The organism is Enterobacter cloacae complex sp. 418I7 (assembly GCF_050030705.1).
Taxonomy (GTDB): Bacteria; Pseudomonadota; Gammaproteobacteria; order Enterobacterales; family Enterobacteriaceae; genus Enterobacter; species Enterobacter intestinihominis.
On sequence record NZ_JBLGUU010000001.1, the window covers coordinates 2,420,483 to 2,437,674 of the forward strand.

The 17,192-nt window shown below is 55.1% G+C and carries 12 protein-coding genes; all 12 read right to left on the reverse strand.

From position 1 onward, the window contains the following. Positions 1–37: 37 nt before the first annotated feature. The 12 genes from ACQG0S_RS11655 to tssB all read right to left on the reverse strand — a co-directional run bounded on the left by ACQG0S_RS11655 (position 38) and on the right by tssB (position 16,745). On the reverse strand, positions 38–1,162 hold the full coding sequence (locus tag ACQG0S_RS11655; protein ID WP_074142880.1) for a T6SS immunity protein Tli4 family protein: 1,125 nt from the start codon (positions 1,160–1,162) through the stop codon (positions 38–40). Positions 1,163–1,205: 43 nt separating this feature from the next. Continuing rightward, positions 1,206–2,336: a T6SS immunity protein Tli4 family protein gene (locus tag ACQG0S_RS11660; protein ID WP_426750369.1), complete on the reverse strand. Its 1,131-nt coding sequence runs from the start codon at positions 2,334–2,336 to the stop codon at positions 1,206–1,208. Between the two features lie 43 nt (positions 2,337–2,379). Next, positions 2,380–3,504: a T6SS immunity protein Tli4 family protein gene (locus ACQG0S_RS11665; RefSeq protein WP_148741986.1), complete on the reverse strand. Its 1,125-nt coding sequence runs from the start codon at positions 3,502–3,504 to the stop codon at positions 2,380–2,382. Then, a complete protein-coding gene (locus tag ACQG0S_RS11670; RefSeq protein ID WP_048966782.1) occupies positions 3,497–5,116 on the reverse strand; it encodes a lipase family alpha/beta hydrolase in 1,620 nt (539 codons plus the stop codon). The genes ACQG0S_RS11665 and ACQG0S_RS11670 overlap by 8 nt, the downstream gene beginning before the upstream one ends. A gap of 3 nt (positions 5,117–5,119) precedes the next feature. Beyond that, positions 5,120–7,621 carry a type VI secretion system Vgr family protein gene (locus ACQG0S_RS11675; RefSeq protein WP_048966781.1) on the reverse strand — a complete coding sequence of 834 codons (2,502 nt, stop codon included), beginning with the start codon at positions 7,619–7,621 and terminating at the stop codon, positions 5,120–5,122. Continuing rightward, positions 7,618–10,263, reverse strand: a complete 2,646-nt coding sequence (gene tssH, locus ACQG0S_RS11680) for a type VI secretion system ATPase TssH (RefSeq protein WP_048966780.1) — start codon at positions 10,261–10,263, stop codon at positions 7,618–7,620. Before tssH ends, ACQG0S_RS11675 begins: the two co-directional genes overlap by 4 nt. Before the next feature lie 172 nt (positions 10,264–10,435). Beyond that, a complete protein-coding gene (hcp, locus tag ACQG0S_RS11685; protein ID WP_009653685.1) occupies positions 10,436–10,927 on the reverse strand; it encodes a type VI secretion system effector Hcp in 492 nt (163 codons plus the stop codon). Between the two features lie 5 nt (positions 10,928–10,932). Next, a complete protein-coding gene (locus ACQG0S_RS11690; RefSeq protein WP_022648281.1) occupies positions 10,933–12,639 on the reverse strand; it encodes an OmpA family protein in 1,707 nt (568 codons plus the stop codon). Then, positions 12,636–13,325, reverse strand: a complete 690-nt coding sequence (tssL, locus tag ACQG0S_RS11695; RefSeq protein ID WP_023300235.1) for a type VI secretion system protein TssL, short form — start codon at positions 13,323–13,325, stop codon at positions 12,636–12,638. Before tssL ends, ACQG0S_RS11690 begins: the two co-directional genes overlap by 4 nt. Beyond that, positions 13,322–14,662 (reverse strand): type VI secretion system baseplate subunit TssK, encoded by a 1,341-nt coding sequence (tssK, locus tag ACQG0S_RS11700; RefSeq protein WP_022648283.1) that lies wholly within the window; start codon positions 14,660–14,662, stop codon positions 13,322–13,324. Before tssK ends, tssL begins: the two co-directional genes overlap by 4 nt. A 15-nt stretch (positions 14,663–14,677) precedes the next feature. Beyond that, the gene (gene tssC / locus ACQG0S_RS11705; protein ID WP_072202206.1) at positions 14,678–16,219 is read right to left on the reverse strand and encodes a type VI secretion system contractile sheath large subunit; all 1,542 of its coding nucleotides are present in this window, start codon (positions 16,217–16,219) and stop codon (positions 14,678–14,680) included. Positions 16,220–16,253: 34 nt separating this feature from the next. Further along, entirely contained in the window at positions 16,254–16,745 is a 492-nt protein-coding gene (tssB, locus tag ACQG0S_RS11710) for a type VI secretion system contractile sheath small subunit (protein ID WP_023300236.1), read from the reverse strand. Positions 16,746–17,192 lie beyond the last annotated feature (447 nt).

Sequence of the window (17,192 nt, forward strand, 5' to 3'; positions counted from 1 at the left end):
GATATGTTTTCAATTTCCGCCGTGTAAAAATATAAACTCAAAACGCGCCGGGACGCACGCGTACGCTACGGCTGATCGTGTCCCAGAAGGCGATAATTTCCTCCTTGCTGTAGGAGGTTGGCGGCATGGAATCATTCTCCAGGGTCAGAATAAAATTGGGAGTCTTGTAGCTGGCTGTCATTTCATTGATGAACATATCAAAGCCGTAACGCGGCTCGTCCTGAGATGCCTGTAAACCTGTTGCCAGAAACTCCTGGGCCTGCAGCCCGTTAACACTAAAGGCCCCTTTTCTTTCCACATGGCCACGGTATAAGTTACTCTCTATCTCACCTGCTCTCTCCAGCACCGTGTCTTTTTCTCGGGTGAAGTTATCGGTGGAAAGAATAACTCTGATATGTTCCAGTGTCTTACTTTCAAGCCCAACAGAGATATCTTCCCGTTCCCTTGCCGTCGGGTCGGTGGCAATAAACGCATGGGTGATACAGGAACCTGGTTTCCTCGGAATGACGTCATTATCCCTGCCGCTAATTCTCGCCATCAGCGACTGCATCTGGCTGACATCACTTGAGACATAGTTTCTGGCGGGTCGCCCCCTTCGTTGCTCATTATATACAGGGCTAGAATCATTAATGGTCTGCTTCTGAAATTTAATAACTACGCCGTTAGTATATAAATAGCCTTCCAGTATCCGCATTGCGTCCGCAACACTTTCGTTTTCATTTCTTTCAAAAATCACACCATCCATACCAGTGGGTAACGACCAGATTTTTTTCAAAAAGGGCATATCCCGGGCGTCTATGGTTTTACTTTCGCGCAATTCTTTTTCCCGTCTAGCTAGCAACTGCACAAAACCTGGATGGTACATCTTCTTTGTCGCCAGGTAGGTTTTATATATATCCTCAGGCCTTGAAATCACCGCCGCCCAGAAATTGTTATCCAGCGGTGCAGCGTCATTATAAGCTGTAAAGGAGGATGGCAGGTCGAGCATATAGCGTCCGGCGCAGTAAGGCTTCATTTCAGCGTTTATCTTGTTCATGGCTACCTGCTGTGATGACGTCAGTGTTTGTGGCGATGGGTCATAAGGGCGAAAATACTGATATACCCCAAATCCCAGTGCGAACAAAACAACAAAAATAATGACTTTCCGTTTTATTTTATCCATTGTGGAGCCTCCATGTCATTTATCCGTTATCCTTTCCGGCTGGTCAAAATGCGCCGGGACGCACGCGTACGCTACGGCTGATCGTGTCCCAGAAGGCAATAATTTCCTCCTTGCTGTAGGAGGTTGGCGGCATGCGTTGATTATCAAGGGTCAGTATAAAACCCGGAGTCTTATAACCGGCCGTCATTTCATTAATATACATTTCAAAATTATATCGTGGTTCATCGTTATCTTCCTGCAAGCCCGTCGCCAGAAACTCCTGGGCCTGCAGTCCGTTCACACTAAAGGCCCCTTTTCTTTCTATGCCGCCCCGTGAACGGGAAATATTACTTGTTATTTCTCCCATTCTGTCCAGCACCGTGTTTTCTTCACGCGTAAAGTTATCAGTGGAAACCGCAACGCGTATATTGTCGAAAGTACTACTGATGAGTCCTATGTTAATATCCTCCTGATCCCTTGCCATCGGGTCGGTGGCAATAAACGCATGGGTGATACAGGAACCTGGTTTGGTCGGAATGACGTCATTATCCCTGCCGCTAATTCTCGCCATCAGCGACTGCATCTGGCTGACGTCACTTGAGACATAGTTTCTGGCGGGTCTCCCCCTTCGTTGCTCATTATATACAGGGCTAGAATCATTAATGGTCTGCTTCTGAAATTTAATAACTACGCCGTTAGTATATAAATAGCCTTCGAGTATGCGAATAAAATCTGCGGTACCCTCATTATCATTCCGTTCAAAAATAACACCATCCATACCAGTGGGTAACGGCCAGACTTTTTTTAAAAACGGCATATCCCGGGCGTCTATGGTTTTACTGTTTTGTAGCGCCTTTTCACGTAATGCGATTAACTGCACAAAAGCTGGGTGGTACATTTTCTTTGTCGCCAGGTAGGTTTTATATATATCCTCAGGCCGTGAAATCACCGCCGCCCAGATATTGTTATTCAGCGGTGCAGCGTCATTATAAGCTGTAAAGAAGGATGGCAGGTCGAGCATATAGCGCCCGACGCAGTAAGGTTTCATTTCAGCGTTTATCTTGTTCATGGCTACCTGCTGTGATGACGTCAGTGTTTGTGGCGATGGGTCATAAGGGCGAAAATACTGACATACCCCAAATCCCAGTGCGAACAAAACAACAAAAATAATGACTTTGCGTTTTATTTTATCCATTTTGGAGCCTCCATGTCATTTATCCGTGATCCTTTCCGGCTGGTTAAAACGCGCCGGGACGCACGCGTACGCTACGGCTGATCGTGTCCCAGAAGGCGATAATTTCCTCCTTGCTGTAGGAGGTTGGCGGCATGGAATCATTCTCCAGGGTCAGAATAAAATTGGGAGTCTTGTAGCTGGCTGTCATTTCATTGATGAACATATCAAAGCCGTAACGCGGCTCGTCCTGAGATGCCTGTAAACCTGTTGCCAGAAACTCCTGGGCCTGCAGCCCGTTAACACTAAAGGCCCCTTTTCTTTCCACATGGCCACGGTATAAGTTACTCTCTATCTCACCTGCTCTCTCCAGCACCGTGTCTTTTTCTCGGGTGAAGTTATCGGTGGAAAGAATAACTCTGATATGTTCCAGTGTCTTACTTTCAAGCCCAACAGAGATATCTTCCCGTTCCCTTGCCGTCGGGTCGGTGGCAATAAACGCATGGGTGATACAGGAACCTGGTTTCCTCGGAATGACGTCATTATCCCTGCCGCTAATTCTCGCCATCAGCGACTGCATCTGGCTGACATCACTTGAGACATAGTTTCTGGCGGGTCTCCCCCTTCGTTGCTCATTATATACAGGGCTAGAATCATTAATCGTCTGCTTCTGAAATTTAATAACTACGCCGTTAGTATATAAATAGCCTTCGAGTATGCGAATAAAATCTGCGGTACCCTCATTATCATTCCGTTCAAAAATAACACCATCCATACCAGTGGGTAACGGCCAGACTTTTTTTAAAAACGGCATATCCCGGGCGTCTATGGTTTTACTGTTTTGTAGCGCCTTTTCACGTAATGCGATTAACTGCACAAAAGCTGGGTGGTACATTTTCTTTGTCGCCAGGTAGGTTTTATATATATCCTCAGGCCGTGAAATCACCGCCGCCCAGATATTGTTATTCAGCGGTGCAGCGTCATTATAAGCTGTAAAGGAGGATGGCAGGTCGAGCATATAGCGCCCGACGCAGTAAGGTTTCATTTCAGCGTTTATCTTGTTCATGGCTACCTGCTGTGATGACGTCAGTGTTTGTGGCGATGGGTCATAAGGGCGAAAATATTGATACAATCCATATCCCGCTACAATGAAGGCGACCAGGATCATTGCTTTTTGTTTTATCTTATTCATGATAAGCAAGCCCCGTATTTTTAACCTGCTGTGCAATTCTTATAATTGATCGAAGAGTAAACCAGCGCGCATCCATGGTGTTGTCAGATTTGTATGCCCCCTCGTGGTCAACGCCCACACCGAGCTGGGCCTTTAATTTCGGAGAATTAATTACTGCCGCTCTGACCGGTACAGTGCCGTCACCGTCGTCCACAGGAGGTAATAATTCATATTTGCGGCTAACATACCCCTGGTCCGGTGTTTCCAGCGTGGCATAGCGAATGGTCTGGTTAAATTTGTCCGCCGGGTAGAATATTTCTCCCTGTTCGCTGACCAGCGAGCGGTAGGCTTCCGGGGTATGTTTTCCGCTTACGTCCTTCCAGTGTAGTTCAGCATAAGAGGGGTAATTCTTCCCGTCATTGCCATAAAAGGCATAGGTATGTTCATGGTAAAACCCATCAAGCCCCTCAATAAATTTTCTAACTTTACCATCAATAATGTCCACATATGATTGCCAGTCCTGCTCCAGTTGGACTTTATTTATATTTTTATTTTCAGTATTAATAAAGCGTTCCTCACATAACCCCCACCACACCGATCGCTGGGTATAGATTTCCCTATAGGGATTTGTCTGGGGTAAAGGCTGCTTAAGGCCTTCAACATGAAACCAACCCATACCGTATCCCTTACCAGGCAGTAGCTGTAAAGGCCCCGGCGCTTGCGCCAGCACGGCAGTCATTTCAGCGCCATTACCACCAATTACTAAACCGGTTATTCCTGCTTCACCCGCTTTCATGCGCTTATAGGCCATCGGGGCCCCCCGATCCGGCATCACCCCGTGTACAATACCCAGGATTTTTTTCTGTCCGAATTCTCCGTCCAACAATTCCGAATAGTAACGGGCAACCAGCCCTCCCATTGAGTGGGTCACCAGGATCACCTTTTCGCATTTGCGTCCGCTGGCTTTGTAATCGCCAATAATCTTTTCAATACGATCGGCTAGTGCTTGTGCAGAATCCATATTTGACTGTAGCCAGTTATAGCCCACTGCATGAACCGGAAAGAGGTACTGATAGCTTAAAGCCACTTCCTCAGTGGTCAGGGGGCTCTCACCCGTTTCGGCTCCCAAAGCTTTATCCATTAGCCTCTCACGCAAGGTCAGGCAACCATTTTTGCTGGTCTTATTTGTTAACATTATCTGGTTATCGTTCAGAGCTTCCTGGAGCCAGGGGAGGAAAGTGCCATAGCTCATCGCCCCGACTTCCCCCCAGCCCCTGTCCCTGCGCGATGAAAATAACAGCCGCTCTTCTGGGCTTTCAGTCTCGATTGTCCCGCTGGGATCAACCACGGTTTTGGTGGGATCCAGTAATTTTTTTCTTTCCTCGGCGCCCCGCACTAACCAGGATTTCATGCTCCATGTTCCATCTACTTTCCAGATAGACTTGCCGTCAGGACTCATTAAATTACTCCCCATCACCCCCGGTAAAAATACAACCGGGATGACTCTGTCCGGCATCTTATAAAGTTTGAGCCATTGCTCCTTGTCTTTCGGCGTGGCAATGGCCTTGTAGAGGGGATGACCAAACTTGTCGTATCCCAGCAGAACACAATTGCTTTCAGTGGCTTCAATCATCGGTTAGTCCTCATCCTTCAGGTTTATCTGCACTGATGCAGGATCCACCAAGTTTTGCTTCTCCCCACGGCCGTCCGCAGAAGTCTTTAACTCCTGCACGGTACCATCACTGTGCGTCAGGCTGATTTTCTGACCCGCTACGGGTGTCTCAGAATAGGGCCACAGCACTTCAGGTCCCATTTCAAATGCGCTGCTTTCCCACTTCTGGACCGCCTGACTAAAGCTCTGTCCACCAAACTTCTGCCACACCGCCCCGCGCTCGATGATTTTGTCCGGCGCCGCACACTCCACCGTTCCGTCCGCTATCCGGATATATCCTCCGCCGCTCGTCAGAATGATTTCCTGCTTCGCGCTGATGATGAGTTTTCCCTCACTGCTGCTGATGCGGATATCCTTCAGCGCATCCAGCGTCATCTCATCTCCCTGCGCCTGGAACTCCACCTTTCCTTTGCCGGCAAACATTTTGATGCCCAGCTTTTGCGCATACAGACTTACCCGCTCCCCTGCCGCCACGGTGAATCTTTTCAGTGCGCTGAAATCTGTGTGCCCGCCGCTGGTGCTGATGATGTTGTCTCCCGCCGACTGCTGCAGGCTTTTCCCTGTCACCTGCGCTATTCCTTCCGGCGCCGAGACCAGCAACGCCGCTTTCTTTAAATCCGTCAGCGCCTCTGACAGCAGCGCCTTCTGCGTCTGCACATCTGCCAGCTCAGCCCTCGCCGCCTCTGCCGCGCTGCGTAACGCTTCAGCCAGTGACCGCGCCTGCTCCAGCTGGCTCATCGCCGCCTGCATCTCCAGCACCTGCCCCTGCGCCCTGGCCTGGCCGTCGGCACTGATAAATATCCCTTTCTGCGCCCGTATCGCACCCCAGCTGTCCGTCCTGAGCTCAAATCCCTCACCGCGCTGCTGTTTCTCGCTGTCGACCAGGTGGCCGAGATTCAGCTGGCTCTTGCCGCCGTACTCCGTGCTGACCTTGATATGCTCTTTTCCGCGCTCGTCGTCGAGGCGGATTTTGTTGTTCGCCGGGGTCCGCAGGACGTTGCGTTTGTAGTTCCGGATGGTGACGTGGTCGCCGTGCGCCGAGTCGTGCAGCACACCGGCAATGTACGGCCGGTCCGGGTTGCCGTCCTCAAAACCAATCGCCACCTCGGTGCCTGCCAGCAGCGGCAGGTGCAGGCCGTAGGTGTCCCCCGCATACGGGCGGGACTGACGGACCCACAGGCTCTCGAACCCGGTCTCCCAGTTCTCACGGTCAAACAGCATATTGACGCGGTAGCGACCGTCCTTGTCGATATGCCCGTAGGTGTCATTTTCGGTGGTGCTGGTGACGCGTGCCGGTAAGGTACCGGCCATTACCGGGCGGCTGCCGGGTTCCGGGCGAAAGCAAAAATCCGCGCTGTCCGGGATGCCGTCAAACCTGACGCAAAAGTCTGCATCACGCCGGGCATGGCTGTGCATCGCCGTGACCACCACGCCCTGGGTAAACACCTCCGCCACTTCGTACCCGCCGGTGACTTTCAGCCGCATACCCGGTGAAAGGGCCGGGCAGCTGGTGAAGGCAACGGTCTGCGTCTGGCCATTCAGGTAGCGCTCATGCCGGATGCGGGCGTAAAACGCCCCGGACTCCGCTGCCGGGTTGCGGTCATACGCGCTGCCCGGCGTCAGGTAGTTATCCGCCCAGTGGTAGGCATCACCGTACGTGGTGACATCCCCGCCGGTCGCATCAACCCGGGCGTTCATGTCCTGCGTGGCCTGACGGTAGTTGTAGTCCCGGGTGCTGACCTCCTTCTGGACCACCTTATGACGGCTCTCCATATCCCACACCGCGTCCACACCCTGCGAGTGCTGCCCTGACGGCGGTACCGACGGCAGCGTCAGGCCTTTCTCATACCCCTGCTGGCTGTCGTAAAACTCCACCACGTCAATGCTGAGGCGCGTGTCGGTGGTGAAGCGGAACCAGATACCGACCTCACCCAGCAGGCGGGTGATAAAGTGCAGGTCGTCCTCAGCGTACTGCATCACCTGCTCACGGCGTGGATACTCTCTGATGAGCGAAAACAGAAAATCCTGACCGCGCATGCCGTGGCGCTCGCGCAGGATTTTCTCCACAATTTGCGGGACGGACATGTCCTGGTAAATCGCGTTCTGGTGCGAGCGGTCGAGCAGCGCCAGACGCGGCTCAAGCGTCAGGGCGTAGCGGGTTTCATCTTTTGACGTGCTGAGGCGTTCAAAACCGGTCACCACGCCCTGAATCACCCGCACCGGCTGCTGTATTTTGATACCGTAACCCTGGTCTACCGGGGCCTGAAGCGTCAGGGAAGCCGCTTTCATCAGCATCATCTCTTTGCTGATGGCATGATCCGCGCTGGTGAATTCAGTACGGTAGCTGAACGGTGTGCTCAGGGCTTCATCGCCCTCAAAAGCCAGCACATCAAGCCCTGCATCGCAGCCCTTCACCGAAAGCAGGTGATGGCTGTGGCTGAATCGTAAGGGAAGATTACTGCTCATGCATGCTCACCTTCTGTCCGGTCAAACTCGAGCACTATGCCCTCTTCCTCATCCCAGCCAAGCGTCAGGGTATGCGGCTTCCTTCCCGCCGCCATCTGGCTCAGCAGCTGCTGGCTCAGGACCGGCAGAATCTGCTGGTTCAGCAGGCTGTCGATATTGCGCGCCCCGGTGTCCGGCAGCAGGCAGGCATCGGTCAGCGCATCAGACAGGCTGTCTGCTATAGCGGTTTTCATGCCGTAATGCCGGGCCAGGCGCTGACTCACCTGGCCGAGCTTCATGCCGACAATCGTACGCATCGCTGCCTGTGCCAGCTGACGGTAAATCACCGTCTGGAAGCGCGCCAGCAGCGCGGGCTGGAAGTGGTCCCGCAGGACAGGACGCAGCAGTTCATGCAGGTCGCCTTCGGTGGCGACCGGATTTTCATCCAGCATCTGCATGATAAGGTCGCTGCCAAGGTTCGAGGTCATCAGTATCACCGTGTTGCGGAAGTCGATTTCCCGCCCCTCGCCGTCGCGCATGAAGCCCCGGTCAAACACCTGGTAGAACAGGTTCATCACGTCCCGGTGCGCCTTTTCCACTTCATCCAGCAGCACCACGCTGTACGGGCGCTTACGGACAGCTTCGGTCAGAATGCCGCCCTGACCGTAACCCACGTAGCCCGGCGGTGAGCCCTTGAGCTGCGAGACGGTGTGTGGCTCCTGGTATTCCGAGAGGTTGATGGTGATAAGGGACTTCTCGCCGCCGAACAGTTCATCGGCCAGCGCCAGGGCGGTTTCGGTTTTGCCGGTGCCGCTCGGACCAACCAGCAGGAACACGCCCTGCGGGCCGTTCTCCGGCGCCAGACCGGTTTTGCTGGCGCGCAGGCGCTGCGCAATGGCATTCAGCGCACTGTCCTGACCGACAACGCGTTTCGCCAGACTGTGCTCAAGGCTCAGCAGTTCCGTCTGCTCGTCCTTCATCAGGGAAGAGAGCGGTACGCCCGTCCAGTCGGCGATAACGGTGGCGACGGTACGCGCGTCCACATCCAGCCCCAGCAGCGGGGTATTCTGCTGCACGGCAGTAAGCTGCCTCTGAAGGTCCGCAATCTCTCCCTGACGGGAGATATCCGTGCGGCAGGCAAGCAGTTCTTCCGTGAGTTTCAGCTCCTGGCCGTACCGGGTTTCCCGTTCGTCGAGCTGCAAAATGATGGCGACTTCTTCCTCTCCGATGGCGGCCAGACGTTCGCCGTGGGCGGTATTGCCCACCGCGATATCCTCCAGCAGCGCCTGCTTCTCCATAGCAAGGGCCGTGAGCTGCGCCTTCATGCGGGTCAGCGGCTCCGGAATAGTGTCGAGGCTCATACGGATACGGGCAGAGGCGGTATCCAGCAAATCCACCGCCTTGTCCGGAAGCTGGCGTCCGGTCAGATAGCGTCTGGAGAGCGTGACGGCGGCTTTAACCGCTTCATCGGTAATATGCACGCCATGATGCTCCGCGTAGCGTGACTTGAGACCGCGCAGCATCAGGCAGGCGGTGTCGTCGTCCGGTTCGTCCACCTTCACCATCTGGAAACGACGCTCCAGCGCGGCGTCGCGCTCAAAGTACTGTTTGTACTCACTCCAGGTGGTGGCGGCGATGGTTCTGAGCTCACCGCGGGCGAGCGCCGGTTTCAGCAGGTTGGCCGCATCGGCGCCCCCCGCCTGGTTGCCCGCACCGATAATGGTGTGCGCCTCGTCAATGAAGAGCAGAACTGGCAGGGGTGACTGCTGCACCGCGTCGATGATGTTTTTCAGGCGCTGTTCAAACTCACCCTTCACGCCTGCACCCGCCTGTAACAGGCCGAGGTCAAGGGTGCGCACGGAGACCGGCTTCAGCGCGTCCGGCACATTGCCTTCGGCGATGCGCAGCGCCAGTCCTTCCACGAGCGCGGTCTTGCCGACTCCCGGTTCGCCGACCAGAATCGGGTTGTTCTTGCGGCGCCGGGAAAGAATGTCCACCATCTGGCGGATTTCATTGTCGCGGCCATAGACCGGGTCGATTCTGCCCTCACGGGCGCGGGCGGTGACGTCGAGGGTGAACCTGTCCAGCGCATTCTGTAACGCCGGGTTCAGCTCTCCTTTTATATCCGCATTCACCGGACGGCCGACAAACTCCACCTCATCGCCCTGCGTAAGCTCCGCTTCCTGCTGCACCTCCGGGCGTTCATCCGACTGCGCATCCAGAAGCCCCCGCAGGCGCTCAAGCTGGCTCTGCGCCAGCGTCAGCAGCGGCCACAGGCCGTCGCAGCGCACCAGGTCCGGTTTGTCCACCAGGGCCATCAGGAGGTGAATGCTGCGGATGTGCTCTTCCCCCGCCAGCGAGGCGTGCAGCCAGGCCTCCTGCATCAGAGCCCGGACACTGTCCGACAGCTGCGGACGGCTGCGCACCGAACGTGGCAGGCTGTCCAGAAAACCCAGCATATCCTGCCATATCGTATCCATATCCCATTCGTAGCGCCGCGCCAGCACCGTCAGGTCGCCCTCACCCTGCTCCAGCAGCTTCAGCAACCAGTGCTCGGGCAGGATTTCCGCATGGGCGCGGGTCTGGCACAGGGAAGCGGCCCCTTCCATCGCGCGGGCACAGTAAGGGTTAAGACGGCGTAACAGGATGGCTGGATTTTCCATGAGACTCTCTCTTTATCAGTTCCGGACACGCTACCGCCCGTCGCTGTTCCCTGTTATTCAGGAACCCAAAGCGCATCAGGTCGGGCAGGCAGATTGTGTTTTTCTTTGCACAGCATCCGTGCATACAGACGCTGTGCAAAAAACTGCGGACAGGGCCCTGTCCGCATGCGACTTACGCGGTGGCGCGTTCGTTCCAGGAATCGGAATGAATGATGTTGCCGTCCTTGTAGGTCCAGGTGATTTTTTCGTAGCGCAGTTCAATCTGCTCGAGGTGGTTGTGCTTCTCGAACGCCGGATCCTTGATGTCGTGCATCTTCGGATTCACTTTCACCAGCTTCACGTTCTCAAGCTTCGTGTTGAAGTACTCCACTTCCTGGCCCGCGTCATTGATTCTGTACCACTTAAATTCCGCAGATTTCAGGGTCTGGCCGGTGGTCACCGCCTTGTACAGGTACGGGCTGGAGGAGTCGATTTCCTTGGTGAACAGGAACGGGGTGTGGATACGGGTACCGGTCAGCTTGCCGGTATTATTGTCGGTCGGGATGTACAGGTTGTGCTCCTGGGCCACCACCTCGATGCTGCCTTCACGATCCTGAACGTCCACAGACCCTTTGATGTCCGCGCCGCCGTCGTCCTTCAGCCACAGATAGACTGGAATTGCCATGTTAATTACTCCGTTAAGTTGTTATCAGCGCCATCATCCTGCGATGACGCGGGGGTGTTGCCCGGCAGCTGGCAGGCGTTCGCCTGCGGCACCAGACTGATTTCGACACGGCGGTTCAGCGTCCGGCCTTCCGCCGTGTCGTTGGTGGCGACAGGTCGGCTTTCACCGTAGCCCTGCACCGCAAAACAGCTCTCCGGCACGTCGCCGGTGTCCCGCATCCAGTCGCGCACGGACTCCGCACGCTTCAGCGACAGGACCTGGTTGGACTGGTCATCCCCGGTGCTGTCGGTATGGCCTGCGACCACAATCAGCCAGCCGGGCTTCGCCTTGATCCCCACAAGTGAGTTCACCAGCAGCTTTGTTGAGGCGGGTTTCAGCGCCCATTTGCCGGTATCGAACAGCGACATGCTGTCGAGGCGGATGATTTTCGGCGCGACCTTTTCCACAGGCTTTGGTGGAGGAGGTGGTGGCACATATGAGCGGATCGCTTCCAGCACCGGTATTCGCAGACGTTCCCCCCGATAAAGCCCCAGACCCAGCCGGGCCGGTACACCATTGCGTGCATGCTCATCCAGCAGCGCCGCATCCTCGCGCAGCACCTGTACGGCGCTGGCTTTAGGACCGTAATCATCCATGGCGATGCTGTTGTAACGGACAATATCGAAGCTAACGCGTTGCAGCAGCTGGCGGTTGTTCCAGCCACTGCTGAGCAGTGCAGCAATGGTCGCCAACGTGAAGATTCCGAGCGCACCGCGCCAGGTTCGTCCATGCGGTGTCAGGCCTCGTCCTTCTGGCAGTAAAGGGAGGACAAAATTCGGGAACAGGGAAATAACCGTACTGTCCGTTCCCGCCGGCTGCCAGCCCGACACCTGCTGCATCGCAGTATGGCGGGACAACCACGCTGTCCAGACAGAGGTGGCCATGCTTCCGGCCAGGATCGGGCCCAATCCCCACAGAACCGCAACAGGTTCAATGACAGGAATATCGGGGTTTTCATCCATAAGGACAGCGTGGACGTGCTGTTGGAACCAGCTCATCAGGCTGTTCATAAGCACCTGTTGATGCATCGCAGGCGTTCCGCCAGTATTAACCCATTCAGCAACTGAGCCAGGCGCTGAAGTCCCACTCCAGACCTTTACCCCTTCCCCCAGGATCGCCGTCTGCCAGAGCATGTCATTCATCATCGCACTGCCGACCTGTCCATTCAGAACCAGTGGCACAGAATGGCCGGTTGCTTTACGCAACCGACTAATCTGCCAGCGCAGGGCAAGCAAACGACTGGTAAGGCGTTCACTGTCAGGGTGCTGCTGCGGACAAACACTGACCATCACTGACAGCTGACGTCCCCAGTCGGGGCGCAACCACAGTACCTGACGGGCGGCCTGCTCCAGTTCCAGATGATCCTCCACACGGATCCAGCAGCCCTGCGTGACAGTAAGTACCGGTGACTGATGCGGCCAGGCAAGCGGCAGATCGCCACAGACCAGTACCACGGGCTGGCAATAACTGGTTTCAGGCAGGTCCTCCAGACACAGGGTGAAATCGTGCTGCACGCGACGGCAGGCGACAGCCCAGAACGCCATGATTAGCCCCAGTACCGCCAGCAGGACGAGAACGGAAACCAGCCGGGATGCTGGCAGAAACCACAGGCAGACCACTGCACTCAGCAGGGCAGCCCAGAGCGCAAGCCCGCGCTGTTGTGCAGGGCTCATTTCACGGCTCCCGGCAGCAGGGTAAGCAGTGTCTGATCCAGCCAGCAATCCAGTCCCCACCATAATGCGGTGACCACCACCACACTCAGGCCAATGCGCATGGGCCATGAAGCAAGCCAACCCCCTATCCCCCGTCCGGCATGGCTTTCCGCCAGAACGGGATGGGGTTGTGAATAGCTGAACGGCGCAACATGTTCATTAAGTGCATTCATGAGTTTCTGCCGCTCAGGATCGTTCAGGGAGCGGAAGTTGCCGAGGAATCCGAGCATCATGACCCGCTGGAAGCAGGTCACGACAGCGTGGTCAGGAGCCGGTTCACGCAGCACATCGCGCATCCGATCGCACAGCGTGTCACCGGCGTCCATGGTGCCAAGGAAGTGCCCCTGCAGGGGAATGTCATACCACTGCACGCAGGCATCATCCTCCACACCGCGACTCTTAACCGCCTCATCCAGCAGCGCACATTGTGCGGTGAGAATATGCCGGCAGCTGGCTTCATCAAGTTCGCCCGCTTTCAGCTCACGCTGCACACGTTCGACATCAGCAATGCAACGCTCCCACAGCGTGCGCCCTTCTCCATCCTGAAATTTCGGACCGTGACGCAGGCTGATCACCTGCAGCCAGGTATCCTGCAGCAGGGCATCAATATCAATGGCCGCGGCAGCGCCGCGTTTACGCTCACTCATGTTCTCAGCACCGCAAAGAGTTCAAGTTCAGGCTCGCCGAGCATGCCCGGAACGTAAAACATGCAGGTGCCGCCCTGGAGCATTTCAGTGGCCTGAGGATGAGAGACATCAAGACTGAAATACTGATTTTCCAGACGTAACGGAATGGCTGCCGGCACATGGCGCAGCGGGGTCAGCGGCACGCCCACCCGCGATGAATTGACGATACTTCTGACATGATCGGGGCTGCCAACCTTGCACTGGCGCGGGAACTGCTCCTGCAGCTGAGCCACCGGCACCATTGAACGCACGGAGAGGTAGTAATCCGCCCCTTCACGCAGACGCGGATCATGCAGACGGGCCTGCCAGAAGTGCAGCCGGGCATCGTGCTCAAGCTCAATCGCCACCACCCGCGATGGCAGACTGGCTTCCAGAAGGTCCCCCAGTAAATCAAACAGCGGCGGAAATACGTTATTCAGTTGCTCGTGCTGCCAGACCGGGATCGCACTCACCTGGTGCTCCAGCGAGAAGGTCAGCAGGCTGCCCGCCAGGCGGGCCAGCTCCGGATACAGGCGTTCAGGCGGACTTTGCGGATGGCGCTGAAACTGCCCCAGCACGGGCTCAGCGCTGTTGAGGGCATTCAGCAACCAGAACAGCGACACGTCGGCCACGGCAAAGTCTGCCATGCGCTCATTACTTTCCCGTCGCATGGCCATCAGTCGGCTCAGGCGTACACGTAGCTGGATCATCAGCTGTTCGAGCTGGGTTAACAGCCAGCGGCTGCCCTCGATGGCCAGGAGCGGGGGGAGAAACGTCTCATCAGGCTGCCACGCCCCCTGCAGATCCTGCTGCAGGCGGGCAACCGGACAGGTCAGGTAATCGCTGTTGTTCTGATGTGCAAACCGCAGCGTCAGCTCAGGACGCATTACCGCAATCTGGCGGGTATCGTCCCCGAAGGTATTGCGGATATCCTGCCAGCGCTGGCGATAGCGAACAGGACGCCCGGCTACCTCATCAGGCTTAAGACAGTTGCCACCATTCGCGCGCAGCAGCGGAAGCGCGAGCATCACTACCACCTCATTTGATTCACTCTCCAGCGCGAGAACCGGTGGCAGATCGTCAGCATTATCCGTGTCGATAAGCGTCCCGTCGGGGAAACGGATGTGCAGATGGCGGGCCTGCAGGCGGCCCAGTTTCAGTGCATCCGGTTCGAAAGTGGCTTCAATCACTCCCCAGGGATGGGAGAGGCCTAACCGGGCGATGCATTCCGCAGACCAGGCCGCATACGCGGCCTGTTGCTGGAAGTGCTGGGGAGAGACCATCTGGCCCCTGCCCCATAACGGTTGTTCCGTTTTCATGCTTCCTGCCTTACGTTACGCTTTCGCTTTCGGCATCTGGCTCACCAGAGACAGGTTCACATCCATGCCTTCCACCTGGAAGTGCGGCACCGCAAACAGCTTCACGCGGAAGAAGCCCGGGTTGTCTTCGATATCTTCCACCACCACCTTCGCGTCACGCAGCGGATGAGATGCCTGCAACTCATCGCCCGGATCGGTCATTTCCGTCACCAGACTACGCACCCAGGTATTCAGCTCCAGCTCCAGCAGACGGCGGTCCTTGGTGGTGCCGATGTTCTCGCGCTGGATGAGCTTCAGATAGTGCGCAATACGCGACAGCAGGAAGATGTATGGCAGACGGGCGTTGATGCGGCTGTTGGCCGTGGCATCTGCGGTGTCGTACAGCGCCGGTTTCTGCGCGGAGTTCGCCGAGAAGAAGCAGGCATAGTCGCGGTTTTTGTAATACGAGAGCGGAATAAAGCCGAGGTTGGCAAACTCAAACTCGCGGGTCTCCGGGATCATCACCTCAGACGGGATTTTCACCTGGTTGCCGGTACCCAAATCGTACAGATGAATAGGCAGATCTTTCACCGCCCCGCCCGCCTGCGGGCCACGTATTTGCACGCACCAGCCGTTATTGATGAAGCTCTTCACCATGTTTGACGCGAAGGAGAACGACGCGCTGGTCCACAGGTATTTCTCGTGATCCGGGCCTTTCACCTGCTCAACGTAGTTAAAACTGCGCACTGGTACGGTGTCCGGGCCATACGGCAGACGCCCCAGCACGCGCGGCATCACGAGGCCGATGTAGCGGGCGTCGTCGGTGTCGCGGAAAGATTTCCACTTGATGTACTCGGCGCGGTCGAAGTAGTTGCCGATATCCTTAATCGCAGCAACCTCTTCCATAGAGTCTTTCAGGAAGAATTTCGGGCCGACAGAGCCAATAAACGGCATGTGTGCGGCGGCAGACACTTTCGAGATGTTGCGCAGCAGCGCCACATCCTGCGGACTGGCGTCAAATTCATAGGATGAAATCACGGAACCAATCGGCTCGCCGCCCGGGGTGTCGTATTCGGCGGTATAGGTGTGCCAGTAGAGGCCGCTCTGGATCAGTTCCGGTGCATCCTCAAAATCCTGGCGCAGGTCGTCCTTGGAGACGTCCAGAATCTCGGTTTTCACATTCTGGCGGTAGTCGGTGTTGTCCACCAGCTGCTTCAGGCCGCGCCACAGGGATTCCACTTTCTGGAACGCCTGGTGATGCATTACGGCATCCAGCTGACGGCTAATCTGGAAATCCAGTTCGGCGATATGGTGGTCAATCAGCGTTTTGTCGAGCTTCTCCACGGGCTGACCGGATTTGCGGATGCAGTCCATAAACACCTGCATCGCCGCCGTCAGGCGTTCACCCGCCGGCGCGTCAGAAAGCGCGGCATCATCCAGAAACGCATTGATATCACCCAGGCTCGAGGCCGGAGTCAGGTTGATTTTTTCAAACAGGGAGGCGTAAACGCCCTCTTTTTCCAGTACGATGGTCTGCCCCTGCGCGGAGGCGGTTTCACTATTCACAGACATCAGCATATTCCCGGTTAATCCATTAAATTACACATGCCGCTTATTTCGGGGCCAGTGCACTCATTTCGTCGCGTAATTCCTGAGACAGCGCCGGGTCCTTAAGAATTTTCTCGAGTTCTTTTCTGAAAGTGGCGTTATCAAGAAGATTGGATTTGAGGTCGCGTAATAAATTACGCATGGCCAGCATGGCGCGGAGCTGGGGGATCTGGCGGGCAACCTGTTCAGGTTCGAAATCCTTAATATCGGAGAAATTCAGTTTTATACTTTCCTCCGAACCATCGACAGCCATGGTGTTAGGCACCGTCAGATTAACCTCCGGGTTAAATTCCGAAAGTACGCTATTGAAGTTATTTTTGTTGACGTTGATTTTCTTCCTTTCGGACAATGGACGATTCTCTTTTCCATTACTGAAATCACCGACAGTGAGAAGTTTAAGCGGCAGTTCGACTTTCTTCTGCGCGCCGCCTGTATGCAGCGCCAGTTTTAAATTTATGCGTGCCTTGGGCACCTCATTCTGAAATGAATCGGCCATAGCAGTCCCTTTCTTTGCAAGAAATACGAGTTAAGTGAGTGACGGGTCTTTACAAAACCATATTAGAGCAAAAGCCCATTCATGATCAACTTTTCAGATCAAAGATCTGCATATGGATTTTTCTTAAGAATTTTCCACTAATCACTAGTATTTATAAATTCCAGATATAAGTGGCACGCAGAAAGTATTAACCATTTATTCACAATAGATTAGCAGGAACGTCTGCCTTGATAGAGAATATTGAATTCATTGCCACCTGTCGTTGAATAATTGATTTATATCAATGCTGATCTAAGCATCAGCTGCAAAATCGCAGAGACATATCATCTTATTCAATAAACCTCCTGAATATGGAAAAATCCTATATCGGACAAAAGTCAGGTTTTAAATAGCAGGAATTAAGCTATTACATGGAGGATGTATAAATGCTTGCACGCTTTTCAATAA